Genomic DNA, 16,529 nt, shown 5'->3' with positions numbered 1-16,529 from the left:
TGATCTCTCCTATTCTTTTGGTGTTGGGTTAGTAGCCCAGATTTGTGCTGTCTTCATAAATGTTCTCGGTTGTAGTTTCAGTTGTGATACAACTACGTCTGCTATATCTTCTGGATGCGTCATCGTATCTTCTTGTAATTGTGTTTCTCCTATTAAATCTGTTAAGACGGCAGAAGGGGTTAAATATGATACTCGAATGTTATGTTTTCTCATTTCTTGCATAATACCTTCAGTCATACCAATTACCGCATATTTAGTAGCAGAATAGATACTGCTTGTTGCACTGGCTTTTAATCCAGACATTGAGGCGATATTAATAACATCTCCGCTTTTTTGTCTTACGAGATGTGGTAATGCTTCTTGTAAGACGTAGTATATACCTTTAACATTTGTTTCAAATAATTGATCGAACTCAGATTCACTTACTTCTAAAAATGAATTATTCTTCATAATACCTGCATTATTAATCACGATATCTATTGAGCCTAATGCATGGTATGAATCTTCTATGAAACGTTGCACATCTTTTTGGTGCGCAATATTGGTTTCTTTATAAAATACTTTGACGTCATATTGTTTAAGTTCATCGGCTGTTGCTTTTAAAGTATCAATATTTCTACTTGCAATAGCGACATTAACGCCTTCGTGAGCTAATGCAATCGCGATTGATTTACCGATACCTTTAGAGCCACCTGTAATGACTGCATTGAGCCCTTTTAAGTCTCTTAACATATTGAACATCACTCCTTTCTTATATGTTAGCATGCTTTAAAAATGTATCATAATAATTCAATTTGAAAATGCCATATAAATAACACCACGAAGTCAATGTAATATGACTTCGCGGTGTTTATTTAAAATGCCTGAAAGTTTGAACTTAAGCTTCTTTAGTAAGCTCGTTGTAAACTTTCTTATCAGCATGTGTATAAATAATGTATTCTTTATCATTTGTTTCGATAATCACACGATTTGTTTTGCCAAAAGTTGAGCCAATTCTTACGATATGATCTTGGGCTTCATTAGACAAAGCGTGAATATCTTGATCCTCTTTAATGTTTTTAATTTCATTATTTGGAATTGTAATGTCCGCTACTCTCCATTGAATATGAACTTGATTATTGTCCTTTGATACTCTCATTGCCATATCTAAACACATCCTTTTGTTTGATGACTACATCATAACGCATTATGTATCCGTTTTCAATAGAAAAGCGAGAAAATGTGTTATATTTTTTATTTATTATGTCATACTAATTAAAATAAGTATTTTTATGCAATATATTGAATAACTATTTACAAATGGAATTGTATGTTGTAATATTATCTTTATAAATAAATAAGGAGCTGGTTTCATTGGGACGAAGTTATCTATGTTAAAAGAATTAAACAAGACAAGTTTTTTAAAAGAAGTTGATTTTTCTAAAGCAGAATTAGAATCACTTATTGATTTGGCAATGGAATTAAAATTCAAAGAAAAGCATCAGATCCCACATCGTTATTTAAACGGGAAACATATCGCTTTATTATTTGAAAAGCAATCTACAAGAACACGTTCAGCTTTCACAGTAGCTGCAACTAAAATGGGTGCAAGTGTGTCATATTTAGGTAAAGAGGATTTACAGCTAGGTAAGAAAGAATCTGTAGAAGATACAGCAGTCGTACTTGGATCTATGTTTGATGGAATTGCTTTTAGAGGATTTGAACAAAAGACAGTAGAAGACTTAGCTCAATATTCCAACGTACCCGTATGGAATGGCTTAACAAATGAGTGGCATCCTACACAAATGTTAGCGGACTTTATGACAATTAAAGAATACTTTGGTACATACGAAGGAAAGACTTTGACATTTATAGGAGATGGACGCAATAATGTTGCAAACTCATTGCTCGTTACGAGTGCAATTTTAGGTGTGAATATTCATATTGTTGCACCATCATCACTTCAACCAAATGAAGAAGTTCAAAATATGGCATTGTCATTTAGTAAAGAATCTGGAAGTGAAATATTAATTACAGATAATATCCAAGAAGGTATTTACGGCAGTGATATCATATATACAGATGTTTGGTGTTCAATGGGTGAGGAACAACAATTAGAAGAACGCTTTGAATTACTTAAAGATTACCAAGTAAATCAAAACTTAATTAATTTAACAGGTAAAAATGAAACTTTATTTTTACATTGCTTACCAGCTATTCATGATTTGAATACTGAAATGGGTGCGCTATGCTTCGAAAAGTTTGGTGTAACATGTATGGAAGTGACAGATGACGTATTTAGATCAGTTTATTCAAAAGTATTCCAACAAGCAGAAAATAGAATGCATACAATTAAAGCTTTATTAGCTACAACTTGTGGCGATATATATTAATAAATAAAGGCTGAGACATCCATGAATGTCTCAGCCTTTTATTGTTAACGAGCTTCTTTAGTTAATTTTTTTCTATTGCGATTAAGTTCTACATATTTACTGTAGCTATAAATGATAATACCTGCCCAAATAAATATGAATGTAATAAATTGATCAACATCGAAATGTTCGTTCAATAAGAATATACCAATAAAGAACATGATAGTTGGACCAATATATTGAATAAAGCCTGTTAAAGATAGAGGTATTCTTCTTGCGCCAGCACTAAATAAAATAAGTGGAACAGCTGTAACAGCACCAGAAAGTAATAACCATCCGCTTGAACTGTTCATACCAAATGTAACGGCATTATGTTGTGATAAGTAGAATATATAAATAAGTGCTGCTGGTAATGTCACGATACATTCTATCGTAATACTACTAAATGCATCGATATCTACAACTTTCTTGATCAATCCATAAAGCGCAAATGATGTTGCAAGTAATATTGATACGAATGGAAATTCTCCGACTTGAAAAGTCATATAAATAACACCAACAAATGCTAATAGAATAGCTACCCATTGAGCTTTTGAGAATCGTTCGCCTAGGAAAATAAAGGCTAGGAATATACTCATTAAAGGATTGATGTAATAACCAAGACTTGCTTGTAGTACATGGTGGTTATTAACCGCCCAAATAAATGTACCCCAGTTCACTGTAATTATATAACCAGCGATGATAATAGCGAATAGCATTTTCTTTTGTTTAAATAACTTAATTGTTGCTGCTTTGAACATTGGAAATTGTTTTGTAAATAATAACAGTAATAACATGAATACTGCTGACCATATAATACGATGTGCTAAAATTTCGAATGGTCCAATTTCACTTACGAGGTTCCAATAAATTGGTAGGACACCCCAAATAACATATGCAAATATTGCATATATAATACCTTTTTTAAATTCTGACATGATTTAGGACTCCCACTGTGATTGAATGACTTCTGCTTGATCGTGATAAATATTCGATGCGATATTCGCAAGTAATCTTGCAGTTCGATTATCTATATCGAATCTTGGTGATAGCTCAGCAATACTAATGCTTGAACTTTTGTTTGAGTTTGTAACTAATTGTAAAATTGTTTGAACAATTTGAGGTTGTAATCCCATAATACAAGGTGCACTTACTGCAGGTGCATAACTTACATCTATAGAATCAGTACATAATGTAATGAGGATTTCATCATAGCCTTCAATAAATGAATTAATAGAAGTAATTGTTTCTATCGATAAATGGCTACGAAGCTCATCTTCACGAATGTATTGGACACCATATTCATCAGCTCTTTCGAAGAGTGCTTTAGTATTACCATTTTTCTGAATACCTAACACAAAATAACCAACTTGATCATCTTGATCTAAAATCTGTTTAAACATTGTGCCAGAAGATGTTTTTTCGTCGTAATCTCTCATATCAAAATGTGCGTCTATGTTGATGATGCCAATTTTTTTGTCTTTGTTGGCTTTTCTTACACCTAAATAATGGCCATATAAGACTTCATGACCGCCACCAATAATAACTGTAAAGTCATTATGCAATAATATGTTTGAGATTTTATCTCCAAGTTCTGATTGCGCTTCTTCCATTTTATTTTTGTGGCAAATGACATCTCCGTAGTCAGTTAAATGTAAATACTCATTATGTATTGGCAAAGGACTTAAAGCTTTTCTAAAATGTTTAGGACCATCTACAGCACCTGGTCGACCATTATTTCTAGAAACACCTTCATCGCATTCAAAACCTATAAGTGCCATATTAACTTGATGTTCGAATTCTTTCTTTGGTGTAATGTCTTCTTTCTCAATATGAATTGAGTCAACGATTTGATGGAATCTAAAGGCAGAACGCAATGTTGTGCTATCTGTTCTACCTGTCCACTCATCCTTTTTAACACTTCTATACATATTTAATACCCCCTAAATGTTACAATAGTTTTTACTAATGTTAGTTTATCATGTATGATATTCTTATGTTTTATTAAATGCTTAATTATTTTATAAGAAAGAAGTGTCTTTAATGAATAGTAAGAAAGAAAAAGCAAAAAGGCCGAGGAGTGATTCTATGAAATGGATTTATGGTCTCTTAACAGTTTGCTTATTATTTCTAGTAGCATGTGACAACCAAACTTCTAAGAATAATGAACATAATGATAACGAAAAATCATCTGAAACGACTACTGAGAAAAAAACAACTTCAGAATCGACAGGTGAAGATGTTAAAACTAAAGAAGAAAAATCAAAAACAAATAATAATGATAACAATCAAAATGGCAATAACAATCAACAATCTTCAGATGAAATTCCAGTAGAAGAAAATGTAAATGGTGTTAAACCGAACAATCATAATGAAACTGAAAACTTTGATACAGAAGCTTATACAGTAGCTAGAAATTGTTTGTTAAATCAAGGTAACTCTCAAGCAGAATGTGATAAAGCAGAAAATACAATCGAATTTACGAGAGCTTGGCAAAATTTATCTCGTGATGGTTATTTATGTAATGATGATGGCTGTACATTACCTAAAGAAAATGATCAGAATAATCAAGGTCATCAAGATCAACATCACTCAAATACAAATGAAGATTCTAACCAAGATTCAAACCAAGGATCAAATGAACAAAGTAATGAACCCTACGAAGAGGATAATAATCAAGCTGATCCATCTCGAAACACGAATCAACAAGACGAGAATACAAATAGAGAAGGGCAAAGTCAAAATCGCTCTCAACAATCAAGCAACAATGAATCCACTCAAAGTGATCATCAGCAAGAAACACAATTAAACAAAGCAAGCTAAATAAAAAACGTTCATCTAATGCGATGAACGTTTTTTAATTGTGAAATAAGGGGGTTATTTCAACAATGGTATAGGGTTATGTTTAATATGACTTACAACTATAGTTTAACAGGGATTAATAACAAATCAATACTTATGTGATTGTTTTCACAATTTTGTCATTTGAACTACATTTATGTGAGGTATATCACTATAAAGTCACAAAGTGTTCGTATACTTGTTCGGTATTTTGTGGTAAAATAGAATAAAGTAATTGAAAAGAGGAAACATTAATATGACAGGAAAAACACATCTCTCATGCGGTATATTCATCGGGTCATCATTAAGTATTTATTATGGAGAAGATATTTTTACATCATTTACGATTGTAAGTTTATGTGGTGTAGCGAGTTTGGTCCCAGATATTTGTCATTTCAAAAGTAATCTAGGTAAGAAAATATTTCCGATTAGTTTTGTTATTAGGTTAATTTTTGGACACCGAACGTTTACCCATTCATTATTATTTCTATTTTTAATATTTTGGGGATTGAGAACAATATCCGCACCAGAACCATATTTAGTTTCGATTATATTGGGTATGTTATCGCATATCATTTTAGATATGTTAACACCAAGAGGGGTCAAACTATTTTATCCTTTAAATGTCTCGGTTAAATTACCCATTGTATTTAGAACGGGCGGTGTTATGGATTTAAGCTTATCATCTGCATTTACCATTATCACAGTCATTTTATGGTGGAAAGATATTTATCGATTGTTTATATAAAAAAAGAAGCTAAGACCAAAGGTAGTGTCTTAGCTTTCATTAAACATTATGTTATTTTCCGAATTTACCTTTTAAATCTTCGCCTTTTTCTTTAGCAAAGTCTTTACCTTTTTCAGTATATTCGTCTTTATTCTCTTCTAAATGATCCTTACCTTTTTCAACTGCTTTGTCTTTTGCATCGTTAAACTTATCTCCTAAACTCATAATAAAATCCTCCTTGGCCTATTATATATAGGAATATTTTGTGCTTAAAGCAACACATTATTATAAATACCCATTTAATTTTAAAATAATCATTTTAATTATAAATTTTTTGTGATATTTTTAGACAAATCATTCTAAAGTCGTATAATAAGAATGAGTCAAATTTTCGGAGGTATTATAATGCTAGATGAAACAAACCTGAAAGAACATGGTCAACATCACATTTTAGAATATACTAAAGTGATGAGCCAAAGTGAGAAAGAACAATTAGAATCTGATATCAATCAATTAGATTTAGATGAAATAGATAAGCTATATCAAGATGTATACATAAATAGAAAAACAATAGATGTTGCAGATAATATAGAACAAGTTGAGTTTGAAGTTAAAGATCAACTTTCAGAAGAACAACTGAAATCTTACCGTTCACTTGGTATACAAGCGATTAAAGATGGTAAATTTGCTGTATTATTAATGGCTGGTGGGCAAGGTACAAGATTAGGTCATAAAGGACCAAAAGGTACATTCTCATTCAATAACAAAAGTTTATTTGAAAGACAAGCAGAGCAATTAAAGCAATTAACAGAAGAAGTGGGTACGCCAATTCATTGGTATATCATGACAAGTGACGTGAATCATAAAGATACATTGTCATTTTTCTTAGAAAACAAATACTTTGATTACGATGAAAATTATATTCATTTCTTTAAGCAAGACCACATTGTATCTTTAACGACGGACGGTCAATTAATTTTAGATACAAATAGAAGAGTCATGCGCACACCTAATGGTAATGGTGGTGTATTCAAATCTCTAGAGAAGACAAAGTTACTTGCTGAAATGAAAGAAAATGGTGTGGAATACTTATTCTTAAACAACATTGATAATGCGCTCGTAAAAGTTCTGGATCCTGAATTTGTTGGATTTACAGTTGAACATAATAGTGATGTGACAACTAAATCTATTAAAGCGCATAGTGGCGAAAAAGTTGGTCGTCTTGTATCAATTGATGGTAAAAAACGTGTATTAGAGTATTCTGAGCTATCTGAAGATGATGTTGATAAACTAGAGAATGCTAACATTGGTATTCATGTATTTAAATTAGATTTTCTTATAGAAGCGGCTTCTAAACCATTGCCGTATCATTTAGCAGTTAAGAAGTTAAAACAATTAGATGAAGACTTCAGTGTTGTAGAAGAAGAGTCATTGAAATTCGAATTGTTTTATTTTGATATTTTCAAATATGCAGAATCATTTGCTACACTACAAGTAGATAGAACGAAAGAATTTAGCCCTTTAAAGAACAAAGAAGGACAAGACAGTATCGAAACAGCGCAAAGAGATTTAGAGAACAATCAACTATTATAAAAAGAGGTATATGAATGGAACAAATCAATCATACAAAGTCTCATCCTAGAAAAAACGGGAAAGTTAAAGAAGCATTTAAAGATATTATGCCACTTTCCTTCGGTGAGGAAGTTGGTAATGCAGTATCACATGGTGTCCCTGCTTTCTTTCTATTATTCTTCTTACCATACGCAGCAGTAGAAAGTTATATTAGTGATGGCGCACTTAAATCGACGAGTGTCTCTATTTATATTATAAGTATTATGCTGATGTTTTTATCATCTGCGATTTATCACTCAATGTCATCTTCATCACCTCAGAAATACATTATGAGAATTATTGATCATAGTATGATTTATATCGCAATTTGTGGAACGTACACGCCGATTGCATTATCGTTAGTTGGCGGCTGGTTAGGTTGGCTAATTATGGCAGTCCAATGGGGAATTACAATTTGGGGCATTATATATAAATCAACAGCTAAGAACGTTAATCATAAATTAAGTTTAGCGATGTATTTAATTATGGGTTGGATGGGTGTTCTCATGTTACCAACAGTTATCAATAAGACATCGTTAATATTTATGTTGTTTATTTTATTTGGAGGTCTTAGTTATACAGTAGGAGCATGGTTCTATGCTCAAAAAGATAAAAAATACTTCCATATGATTTGGCACTTCTTCATTTTGATTGCTTCTATTTTTCATTTTCTAGCAATTATGTACTTTATGTAGGAGGATAAGATGAACTATCGTTTGTATTATACGGTTCTTACAATTATTATTTTAATTCAAGGCTATTTCTTTTATTACTTTGTATTTAGTGACGGCAAACAAAGTGGTTTGCAGTTTATGGGTATTGTTTCACTTATATTCGGTCTAATATTAGTTTATGCACTAGTATTATTGATTAAACACCAACGCAGAAATAATAAACAAACGTTTAATGAACATCTTAAAAAAGGTGAACAAAGACGATTGAAATAAAGTTAGTGAGCAGGATATGTAATCTCTTTAGAATATTGAGGTTTCTATCCTGCTCTTTTTGTTATTTTTTTGCAAAACGGGTAAATAGATAATATTAAATGTTATACGATATGAATAGGGGGAAATCATAATGTCAGAAAAAAGAGATTTTGAAACATTCGATCGTGACAAACTAAATGTTAATGAAGAGCTTCAGGGAGAAACAGTAGAAGATAGAAGCGGCCATAAGATTGACCAGACTGATGATCAGTTTCTTGATATGACAAAAGATGAAATTAAAAGTAAAAATCAAATTGAAAAGAAACTCGTAGAAAAACTGGATAATATTGTTGAACAAGGGGCAACATTAGAAAAACAAGAAGAAGTCACTCAGTTACACAGAGAATGGTTAACATTCAGTTGGCCAAATTATACAGAAGATAAACACTTAGAAATTATTAATATGTATGAAGCGGATAATAGATATAAAGCATATTTTGGTGAAGAAAGAACGGAAGCATTAATTACTGCCGTTAAGCATGTCATACTATAAAAATGAACTTTATAAAATTAAAATAGGAGACATCGATTTTATCGGTGTCTTTTTTACTATTAAATATGTAGAATTAGAATAAACTTGAATGTATAAGGGAGCTGAATCGGATGAAAAAGTTATATCATAATGGAACAATATATACGATGGAAAGACCAGATGATACATATGCAGGGGTAATTGTAGAAAATGGTTTGATAGAAGCTGTTTTATCAAAAGAAGATTTAAACCAAATTCAAACAACGGATTATGAAACAATCGATTTAAAAGGTGGGACGATGTTTCCGGGTTTTGTTGAAACACATATTCATGTTATGGGGACTGGTGTTTGGTTATCATCAGTCATTTTAAATGGTGAAACAAATATCGAAAATGTTAAACAAAAAATTAGCCAAAAAGCACAAACGCTACAACCAGGTGAATGGTTAGTTGCTGAAGGGTATGACGAAAATTTATTAAATGGCATTAGACTTAATAAATTTGATTTAGATGAATTATGCAAAGATAATCCGGTAATTGTAAAAAGGGTATGTAGACATGCAGCAATCGTCAATTCGAAAGCGTTAGAGATTTTAGGTATGACAAATGATGTCGAAAATCCTGACGGTGGTTCATATGAAAAACAAGAAGGTGAACTGACTGGTTGGTTATATGATACAGCTATGGAACCATTTGAAGAATTAGCTTCAAATGAAGATGAACAGTCTCTTACTAAACATTTAAATAACGCGATTACATATTTATATCAGTATGGTATAACAGGATCGCATACAGAAGATTTAGGTTACTACGAAGATTATAAAGATGTCTTAAATGCTTATAAAACAGTTGTAGGACCAGGTGAAGATCAAAAGCCATTTAGAGTACGATTGTTACGACACTTTAGTGTTTATGAACAAATGATGGAAGAACAGGCGACTTTTGTTGATAAATGGATAGAACCTGATGCTATGAAATTTTATGCAGATGGTGCTTTTGGTGGCAGTACAGCATTGTTGAAAGAACCTTATTCTAATGATCCTACTGGAACGAATTATGGACTTGCGATATATACACAAGAAGAACTCGAAGAAAAAGTGAAAATCGCAAGAAAATATAATGGTGCGATAGCTGTTCATATGATTGGTGACAAAGCTTGTGAAATGGTATTAGATGCAATAGAAAAATATCCTGTGCCAAACGGACTAAGAGATAGATTAATTCACATTAGTACATTAAATGAAGAACTGTTACAACGTGTTGCGAAGTTACCTGTGATTTGTGATGTTCAGCCACAATTTATTACAAGTGATTTTCCGTGGGTTCAAGATAAAGTAGGGGAAGAAAGAGCAAGATATTTATATCCATTCAAGTCAATGTTAGACTTAGGTATTATAATAGGTGGGGGTTCAGATGCACCGATTGAAACACCGAATCCTATGCTAGGTATTCATGCGGCAGTTAATAGACAAACGTATGGTGAAGAAGGTGCGTATTTCTTTGAAGAAGCACTTTCGGTATTTGATGCTTTACGTTTATATACAACACTTGCGAGTGAGATTGGTCAAACGACTGACCGTACTGGAAGAATTAAAGTAGGATATGAAGCGGATTTCACTGTGTTAGATCAAGATCCATTTAAGGTTAACCGTCAAGATTTAGCACAAATTCAAGCTAAATTAACAATTGTTAACGGAAATATTGTATATGAAAGAGCGTGAATTATGACTAAGAACAAAGGAATTGTGTTGGCTTTAGTACTTATTATGTTTATGAGTGCTATAGAAACATCAATCGTATCTTTAGCAACACCAACGATGCAGAAAGACTTTAATATTGATACGGAAGTTGCATTAATCTTTACAGTATATTTAATAGCGGTTGTGTTTATGACACCAATCGTTGGTGAACTTGTAAAGAGAATTAATATTAAGTTAGTAGTGTTACTAGGGATATCTGTATTTATTATTGGTAGTGTATTTTGTGGGTTAAGTGAAATGACACATAGTTTCCCATTGCTAGTTATTTCTAGAATTGTTCAAGGTTTAGGTGCAGGTGTCATGATGACATTAGGTCAAGTTGTACCTAAACTTGCTTTTCCAATTCCGAGAAGATATAAAGTGATGGGTATTGTTGGAAGTGTTTGGGGTATATCTAGTATTGTAGGACCACTGTTAGGTGGCGCAATATTAGAATCTTTAAACTGGAGCTTTCTATTTTATATCAATGTACCTATAGCTTTAGTATCTATGTGGTTGGTTATAAAGTATTTTAATTTCGAACAAGAAAAAGTAGAAAAAACTAAATTAGATTATAAAGGCTTATTCATATTTTATGGTGTGGTCGCAAGCTTTTTACTAATTGTTGCAGAACATATACCATTTATTTTACGTATGATTTGCTTCATATTATTAATTGGATTTGTCGTATTACTCTACAGAGTTGAGACGCGTATGAGAAATCCGTTTGTACCTGTTGAAGCATTTAATAGAAAAATCATTCTCGTGTTGTTTACAGATATGATTTATTCAACAATGTTGATGGGCTACACTATTTTTATGCCAATCTATTTACAAAATGAACAAGGCTTTACACCGTTACAAAGTGGTTTAATCATTTTTCCAATGTCGGTAGGTTGGTTGTTTATCACGTTTGTACTTGGTAGATTAGATCAACTTAAATTGAAATTCATTTATATGTTAGCTTTCTTGGCAATGTTTGTTGGTAGCTTTGCTATATTAACAGGCGTCGAATGGATTGTAATCATCCCATTTGCTGTTTTTGTAATGGGTGTATCATTTGGTACGGTATATACGAAAGATGTTGTCGTTGTTCAAGAAGAAGCACCGCATCACCAATTAGGTTCCATGATGTCGATTTATACATTATTTAAGACAATAGGTAGTACAACTGGATCGTTAATTGTTTCTTCAATATATGTATTAAACATTTCATTTTTAAGTTACGGCGTTCAAAATATTATGTTGTATATTATATTAGTAGTCGTTACATTGACGATTGTATGGTCTATTGTATTTAAAGAAAAGCGAAGAAAAAGTTTTTAAAGGTAAAACATATTTAGAGGGAGTCACAATGTATGAAAAGAAAAAATAAGCGTTTTGATATTTTTCATTTATTGTCCATATTGATTATTATAAGTATTTTCACATTGTCTGGTGCAATTTTTATTGTACTACTTTCTTTTGGTATGTTTGGATTAAGCAGAATTTTAATTTATTATGGCTTAGCAGAATTCAACTACAATAAAAGTATGATAGATAACTTGTTCTATTATGGTAGTTATATATTGTTTGGCTACTTTACACTTGTCGCTATAGAATTTTTATTAGATAGATTTAAAAATAGACTAAATGATAATCCGTATTTCAAGGGTATGACTTTTCATTTATTAACAATTACTGTTAGCACGATTATGTTTTATTTCACAGTACATATATATTATTCACAAATCAAAATTGACTTTTGGGTCATTTTAGTGATTATCACTGTTTTATATATATGTACTGAAATTTTCTATCCAGATAGCAAAAATTTAAACCGATGAAACATTTATTTTGATTTCCGAAATAAAATAGTGCATAATAGCAAAGGTATATTTGGAAGGAGTTGAAACCATGAATGTTCAGGACATTTCAAAAGGTCAAAGAAATTTAGTAGTAGCTGTAATGTTAGTAAGTGCCTTTGTGGCGATTTTAAACCAAACTTTATTAAATACAGCAATACCTGAAATCATGGTACATTTAAAAATCGATGCCAACCAAGGTCAATGGTTAATGACAGGATTTATGTTAGTCAACGGTGTTATGATACCGGCTACAGCATTTTTGATGGATAAATTTAATACAAGACCACTTTATTTAATGGCGATGTTATCATTTACAATCGGTACTTTAGTTGCCGCTTTATCGCCAAACTTCGGAATATTAATGTTAGCAAGAGTACTTCAAGCAATGGGTGCAGGTGTTATGATGCCCCTTATGCAATTTGTACTCTTTAATTTATTCCCTAAAGAAAAACGTGGTTTTGCGATGGGTATGGCAGGTCTCGTTATCTCATTCGCCCCAGCATTAGGTCCAACGTTATCTGGTTATCTCGTTGATAACTTTAGTTGGAGAAGTCCATTCTACACAATCATTCCATTCGCGGTTGTAGCATTAGCTTTTGGTGCGAAATACTTAACGAATATTTCTAAACCAAAAGATGTTCACTTAGATGTACCATCTATTATTCTATCTACAGTAGGCTTTGGATCTTTATTATATGGATTCAGTAGCGCAGGATCTCTAGGATTCACATCACCAATTGTTATCGTTACATTAATTGTAGGTATCGTAACGTTAGTAATCTTCGTATTAAGACAGTTGAAATTAGAAACCCCATTATTGAATATAAGAGTATTCAAATATAAAACATTTGCATTAACAACAATCATAGGTATTTTCTCAATGGTTTCTTTAATTGGACCATCACTATTAATGCCAATGTATATGCAAGATGCAAGAGGATATTCAGCATTAATTTCTGGTTTACTATTATTACCAGGTGCAATCATTACAGGTGTTATGTCACTTGTAACAGGTCGTTTGTTCGACAAATACGGTGCGAAATGGTTGGCAATCATCGGATTTACAATCATTACAGTCACAACTCTCATGCTTGCATTCTTAAATGATAGTACATCACTACTTTATTTAATTGTTGTTTATTCAATTAGAATGTTTGGTGTCTCTATGATAATGATGCCTGTTAATACTGCAGGATTAAATGCGATTCCAAACGAAGTATTATCCCATGGTACAGCAATGATGAATACACTAAGAACAATCTCAGGTTCAATTGGTACAGGTATATTAGTAACGATTATGTCGATTGGTGCTAAGAACTTTGAACCTTCAAAGACACAATTAGAACATGCCAATGCAGGTAATACTGCGAAGATATTACAATCTGAAGCAATGATTCACGGTATTAATATTGCTTTCTTAGTATTAACTGTTATTGTATTTTTCGGAGTTGTATTATCTATATTTATTAAATCAGAAAACAAACATAGTAATACAAGAATACCGAACCATTCTAAATAAGAAGATTTAAAGAGACTGAGACATAATGTAATGTTTCAGTCTCTTTTTACAACTTGGCAGTAGATGTCTGAATTGAAAATGCGCTTGTACCAAGCTTTTTTCAACTCTAGTCATCCTTGCCGGGGTGGGACTACGAAATCTATTTATATAAATTAGATTTCTGTCCCGCTCCCTTTTTTAAACAATAAACTACCTGTATGTTTAAATTTTTTGTTACACTGAATATAATGATAAGTAGATAATTATTTTAGAAGGGGAGTCGTAGATTTTGTTATCAGTAGAACAGGTTAAAGAACTTGTGGGAGCGTTACATGATCCGATTGTAGATGTACCACTTAAAGAAACAGGCGGCATAGTTGAAGTTAGCATCAAAGAAGAAAAAGAGCATGTGAGTGTCAAAGTTGCGATAGCTAAGCTTGGCGGACAACCACAACTAGATTTACAAATGGAAATTGTAGATCTATTAAAAGAAAATGGTGCGAAAACTGTAGGGATAAGATTTGATGAATTATCTGATGAAGCATTAGAAAAATTCAAAGGTATAATGGAAGAACAAACGATAGAAGGACTATTATCTAAAGATAATCCAGTTGAATTCATTGCAGTTGCCTCAGGTAAAGGCGGTGTTGGTAAATCAACAGTAGCCGTTAACTTAGCAGTATCTCTTGCTAGAGAAGGTAAAAAAGTAGGACTCGTTGATGCTGATATATATGGATTTAGTGTTCCAGATATGATGGGTATACAAGAAAAACCAGAAGTAGAAGGCGAACAAATTATTCCTGTTGAGCGTGAAGGCGTTAAAGTTATTTCTATGGCATTTTTCGTTGAAGAAAATGCACCTGTCATTTGGAGAGGTCCAATGTTAGGAAAAATGATCACAAGTTTCTTTACAGAAGTTAAATGGGGAGAATTAGATTACTTAATACTTGATTTACCACCAGGTACTGGTGATGTAGCTTTAGATGTACATACAATGTTACCTTCAAGTAAAGAAATTATTGTAACGACACCTCATCCAACTGCAGCATTTGTTGCAGCAAGAGCAGGTGCAATGGCTAAACATACTGAACATTCTATTTTAGGTGTAATCGAAAATATGTCTTATTTCCAAAGTAAAGAAACAGGAAATAAAGAATATGTATTCGGTAAAGGCGGCGGTGCTAAATTAGCACAAGAACTTCAAACGACGTTATTAGGTGAGCTTCCATTAAGTCAACCTGAGTGGGATGAAAATAACTTTTCACCTTCTATCTATAAAGAACATGAAGATTTAGGTAAAGTTTATAGTCAAATTGCTAAGAATATCATTAATATAACAGATGAAGATTAGTGCGGAGGTAAGCAAGTGACTTTAAAATATTTAATTCAATTTTACAGAAATACACTGTTGATAGGTGTAGTTGTGACATATATTGCGTCACTTATCTTTGGATATGATAAAGTAACGAAATATTTATTTGCTGGAGAAATAGGTGAGTTTGTAGCAGCTTCAATATGGTTCTTAGTTGTAGGACTACTTGTAGCAACTATTAGTCAGCTTGCATATTTCATCTATTTATTCATTAATCAATTAGGCATAGGTATCTTTGGTAAGATATGGCCACATGTACAAATCGTTGTAACAGTATTTGCTATATTTGATTTAGTGTATTTTAGATTTTTAAGATTTGGTGGAACAGATCAAATCATATCATTTATTTGGCTACCAATCGTTGTCGTTATTTTTGCAATCATTACAAGTAATATAAAAAACAAACAATCTAAAAAGAATTTATGGATTCCATCTATGTTTTTCATGGTTGTTATGACAACTGTAGAACTTATACCATTTTTAAGAGTAGAAGATACAAGTTGGATTTATCTTACAATCTTTGGATTATTATTATGTAATGCTTATCAATTAATTACATTACCTAAATATAATGCGTTGTCTCTTGAAGAGAGAAAAGCAAAAAAATCAAAGTTGAATAAAGACGGTAAATCATTGAAGAAATGATAAAAAGCACAAGATTAAATTCTATTTACACCTTAATCTTGTGCTTTTTAATTTTTTGTTAAAAAAGATGATAAATAGTGTTGACTTTTAAAACCTCACTTGATATTATATAAAAGTCGCTGAAAACGACAGCACAACAACGAAAAAAGTTATCAAAACTTTTTCTTGAAAGTGTAAAATTGACTCTTGTTAATACGAAATAAATGTTATATATTTATAAACGTGTTAAAAATAAGTTAACAAAATTAGTTGAAAACAAACATTGTTTTTAGTACAATATTGTTTAGACGCAAATTAGATGAACATTGAAAACTGAATGACAATATGTCAACGTTAATTCCAATAATTGAGTACTGAAAGTACTTCAGAGTGATTGGCTTAACCAATCAAAAATGAGCTTA

The 16,529-nt window shown here is 31.9% G+C and carries 18 protein-coding genes; 13 read left to right on the top strand and 5 right to left on the bottom strand.

Annotated elements, in window-relative coordinates; genetic code table 11:
* Window positions 1–9 precede the first annotated feature (9 nt).
* Together LQ622_RS12665 and LQ622_RS12660 are read right to left on the bottom strand one after the other, a co-directional pair.
* A complete protein-coding gene (locus LQ622_RS12665; RefSeq protein ID WP_025904966.1) occupies window positions 10–732 on the bottom strand; it encodes an SDR family NAD(P)-dependent oxidoreductase in 723 nt (240 codons plus the stop codon).
* A 145-nt stretch (window positions 733–877) separates the two neighbouring features.
* Window positions 878–1,144 carry a SunI/YnzG family protein gene (locus tag LQ622_RS12660; RefSeq protein WP_025904965.1) on the bottom strand — a complete coding sequence of 89 codons (267 nt, stop codon included), beginning with the start codon at window positions 1,142–1,144 and terminating at the stop codon, window positions 878–880.
* A gap of 226 nt (window positions 1,145–1,370) precedes the next feature.
* Here LQ622_RS12660 and argF point away from each other — a divergent pair, with 226 nt between their 5' ends.
* Window positions 1,371–2,372 (top strand): ornithine carbamoyltransferase, encoded by a 1,002-nt coding sequence (gene argF / locus LQ622_RS12655; RefSeq protein ID WP_204255353.1) that lies wholly within the window; start codon window positions 1,371–1,373, stop codon window positions 2,370–2,372.
* A gap of 44 nt (window positions 2,373–2,416) precedes the next feature.
* Here argF and rarD read toward each other — a convergent pair whose 3' ends face one another.
* Window positions 2,417–3,328 (bottom strand): EamA family transporter RarD, encoded by a 912-nt coding sequence (rarD, locus tag LQ622_RS12650; protein ID WP_103361308.1) that lies wholly within the window; start codon window positions 3,326–3,328, stop codon window positions 2,417–2,419.
* A 3-nt stretch (window positions 3,329–3,331) separates the two neighbouring features.
* The gene (gene hutG / locus LQ622_RS12645) at window positions 3,332–4,321 is read right to left on the bottom strand and encodes a formimidoylglutamase (RefSeq protein WP_037590419.1); all 990 of its coding nucleotides are present in this window, start codon (window positions 4,319–4,321) and stop codon (window positions 3,332–3,334) included.
* A gap of 157 nt (window positions 4,322–4,478) precedes the next feature.
* Between hutG and LQ622_RS12640 the strand changes: the two genes are divergently transcribed.
* Both LQ622_RS12640 and LQ622_RS12635 read left to right on the top strand, forming a co-directional pair.
* A complete protein-coding gene (locus LQ622_RS12640) occupies window positions 4,479–5,213 on the top strand; it encodes a hypothetical protein (RefSeq protein WP_191835692.1) in 735 nt (244 codons plus the stop codon).
* A 274-nt stretch (window positions 5,214–5,487) separates the two neighbouring features.
* Window positions 5,488–5,979: a metal-dependent hydrolase gene (locus tag LQ622_RS12635; protein ID WP_037590422.1), complete on the top strand. Its 492-nt coding sequence runs from the start codon at window positions 5,488–5,490 to the stop codon at window positions 5,977–5,979.
* 51 nt (window positions 5,980–6,030) lie between these two features.
* Here LQ622_RS12635 and LQ622_RS12630 read toward each other — a convergent pair whose 3' ends face one another.
* On the bottom strand, window positions 6,031–6,183 hold the full coding sequence (locus LQ622_RS12630; RefSeq protein WP_162841906.1) for a hypothetical protein: 153 nt from the start codon (window positions 6,181–6,183) through the stop codon (window positions 6,031–6,033).
* 180 nt (window positions 6,184–6,363) lie between these two features.
* On the opposite strand from LQ622_RS12630, the gene LQ622_RS12625 reads away from it, so the two are divergent.
* The 10 genes from LQ622_RS12625 to LQ622_RS12580 all read left to right on the top strand — a co-directional run bounded on the left by LQ622_RS12625 (window position 6,364) and on the right by LQ622_RS12580 (window position 16,128).
* Entirely contained in the window at window positions 6,364–7,551 is a 1,188-nt protein-coding gene (locus tag LQ622_RS12625; RefSeq protein ID WP_204188298.1) for a UTP--glucose-1-phosphate uridylyltransferase, read from the top strand.
* Between the two features lie 14 nt (window positions 7,552–7,565).
* On the top strand, window positions 7,566–8,264 hold the full coding sequence (trhA, locus tag LQ622_RS12620) for a PAQR family membrane homeostasis protein TrhA (protein ID WP_051575476.1): 699 nt from the start codon (window positions 7,566–7,568) through the stop codon (window positions 8,262–8,264).
* Window positions 8,265–8,273: 9 nt separating this feature from the next.
* Window positions 8,274–8,516: a hypothetical protein gene (locus LQ622_RS12615; protein ID WP_037590426.1), complete on the top strand. Its 243-nt coding sequence runs from the start codon at window positions 8,274–8,276 to the stop codon at window positions 8,514–8,516.
* A gap of 130 nt (window positions 8,517–8,646) precedes the next feature.
* Window positions 8,647–9,048 carry a TipAS antibiotic-recognition domain-containing protein gene (locus tag LQ622_RS12610; RefSeq protein WP_239763287.1) on the top strand — a complete coding sequence of 134 codons (402 nt, stop codon included), beginning with the start codon at window positions 8,647–8,649 and terminating at the stop codon, window positions 9,046–9,048.
* 110 nt (window positions 9,049–9,158) lie between these two features.
* Complete coding sequence (locus LQ622_RS12605) at window positions 9,159–10,748, top strand: amidohydrolase (protein ID WP_037590429.1); 1,590 nt, start codon at window positions 9,159–9,161, stop codon at window positions 10,746–10,748.
* Window positions 10,749–10,751: 3 nt separating this feature from the next.
* The gene (sdrM, locus tag LQ622_RS12600) at window positions 10,752–12,092 is read left to right on the top strand and encodes a multidrug efflux MFS transporter SdrM (protein ID WP_204168542.1); all 1,341 of its coding nucleotides are present in this window, start codon (window positions 10,752–10,754) and stop codon (window positions 12,090–12,092) included.
* A 32-nt stretch (window positions 12,093–12,124) separates the two neighbouring features.
* On the top strand, window positions 12,125–12,592 hold the full coding sequence (locus tag LQ622_RS12595) for a SepA family multidrug efflux transporter (protein ID WP_037590433.1): 468 nt from the start codon (window positions 12,125–12,127) through the stop codon (window positions 12,590–12,592).
* Between the two features lie 70 nt (window positions 12,593–12,662).
* Complete coding sequence (locus LQ622_RS12590) at window positions 12,663–14,132, top strand: MDR family MFS transporter (protein WP_037590435.1); 1,470 nt, start codon at window positions 12,663–12,665, stop codon at window positions 14,130–14,132.
* Window positions 14,133–14,400: 268 nt separating this feature from the next.
* Window positions 14,401–15,462: an Mrp/NBP35 family ATP-binding protein gene (locus tag LQ622_RS12585; protein ID WP_037590437.1), complete on the top strand. Its 1,062-nt coding sequence runs from the start codon at window positions 14,401–14,403 to the stop codon at window positions 15,460–15,462.
* 15 nt (window positions 15,463–15,477) lie between these two features.
* Window positions 15,478–16,128: a KinB-signaling pathway activation protein gene (locus LQ622_RS12580; RefSeq protein WP_159316331.1), complete on the top strand. Its 651-nt coding sequence runs from the start codon at window positions 15,478–15,480 to the stop codon at window positions 16,126–16,128.
* Window positions 16,129–16,529 lie beyond the last annotated feature (401 nt).

It is taken from the genome of Mammaliicoccus sp. N-M50 (assembly GCF_022386995.1).
GTDB classification, from domain to species: domain Bacteria; phylum Bacillota; class Bacilli; order Staphylococcales; family Staphylococcaceae; genus Mammaliicoccus; species Mammaliicoccus sciuri_A.
This window is presented reverse-complemented; position numbering and strand designations above follow the sequence as displayed.

Bases quoted from the DNA above. Each gene is read 5' to 3' on its own strand.
- LQ622_RS12665 (WP_025904966.1), bottom strand. From the start codon at position 732: ATGTTAAGAGACTTAAAAGGGCTCAATGCAGTCATTACAGGTGGCTCT.
- LQ622_RS12660 (WP_025904965.1), bottom strand. From the start codon at position 1,144: ATGGCAATGAGAGTATCAAAGGACAATAATCAAGTTCATATTCAATGG.
- argF (WP_204255353.1), top strand. From the start codon at position 1,371: ATGTTAAAAGAATTAAACAAGACAAGTTTTTTAAAAGAAGTTGATTTT.
- rarD (WP_103361308.1), bottom strand. From the start codon at position 3,328: ATGTCAGAATTTAAAAAAGGTATTATATATGCAATATTTGCATATGTT.
- hutG (WP_037590419.1), bottom strand. From the start codon at position 4,321: ATGTATAGAAGTGTTAAAAAGGATGAGTGGACAGGTAGAACAGATAGC.
- LQ622_RS12640 (WP_191835692.1), top strand. From the start codon at position 4,479: ATGAAATGGATTTATGGTCTCTTAACAGTTTGCTTATTATTTCTAGTA.
- LQ622_RS12635 (WP_037590422.1), top strand. From the start codon at position 5,488: ATGACAGGAAAAACACATCTCTCATGCGGTATATTCATCGGGTCATCA.
- LQ622_RS12630 (WP_162841906.1), bottom strand. From the start codon at position 6,183: ATGAGTTTAGGAGATAAGTTTAACGATGCAAAAGACAAAGCAGTTGAA.
- LQ622_RS12625 (WP_204188298.1), top strand. From the start codon at position 6,364: ATGCTAGATGAAACAAACCTGAAAGAACATGGTCAACATCACATTTTA.
- trhA (WP_051575476.1), top strand. From the start codon at position 7,566: ATGGAACAAATCAATCATACAAAGTCTCATCCTAGAAAAAACGGGAAA.
- LQ622_RS12615 (WP_037590426.1), top strand. From the start codon at position 8,274: ATGAACTATCGTTTGTATTATACGGTTCTTACAATTATTATTTTAATT.
- LQ622_RS12610 (WP_239763287.1), top strand. From the start codon at position 8,647: ATGTCAGAAAAAAGAGATTTTGAAACATTCGATCGTGACAAACTAAAT.
- LQ622_RS12605 (WP_037590429.1), top strand. From the start codon at position 9,159: ATGAAAAAGTTATATCATAATGGAACAATATATACGATGGAAAGACCA.
- sdrM (WP_204168542.1), top strand. From the start codon at position 10,752: ATGACTAAGAACAAAGGAATTGTGTTGGCTTTAGTACTTATTATGTTT.
- LQ622_RS12595 (WP_037590433.1), top strand. From the start codon at position 12,125: ATGAAAAGAAAAAATAAGCGTTTTGATATTTTTCATTTATTGTCCATA.
- LQ622_RS12590 (WP_037590435.1), top strand. From the start codon at position 12,663: ATGAATGTTCAGGACATTTCAAAAGGTCAAAGAAATTTAGTAGTAGCT.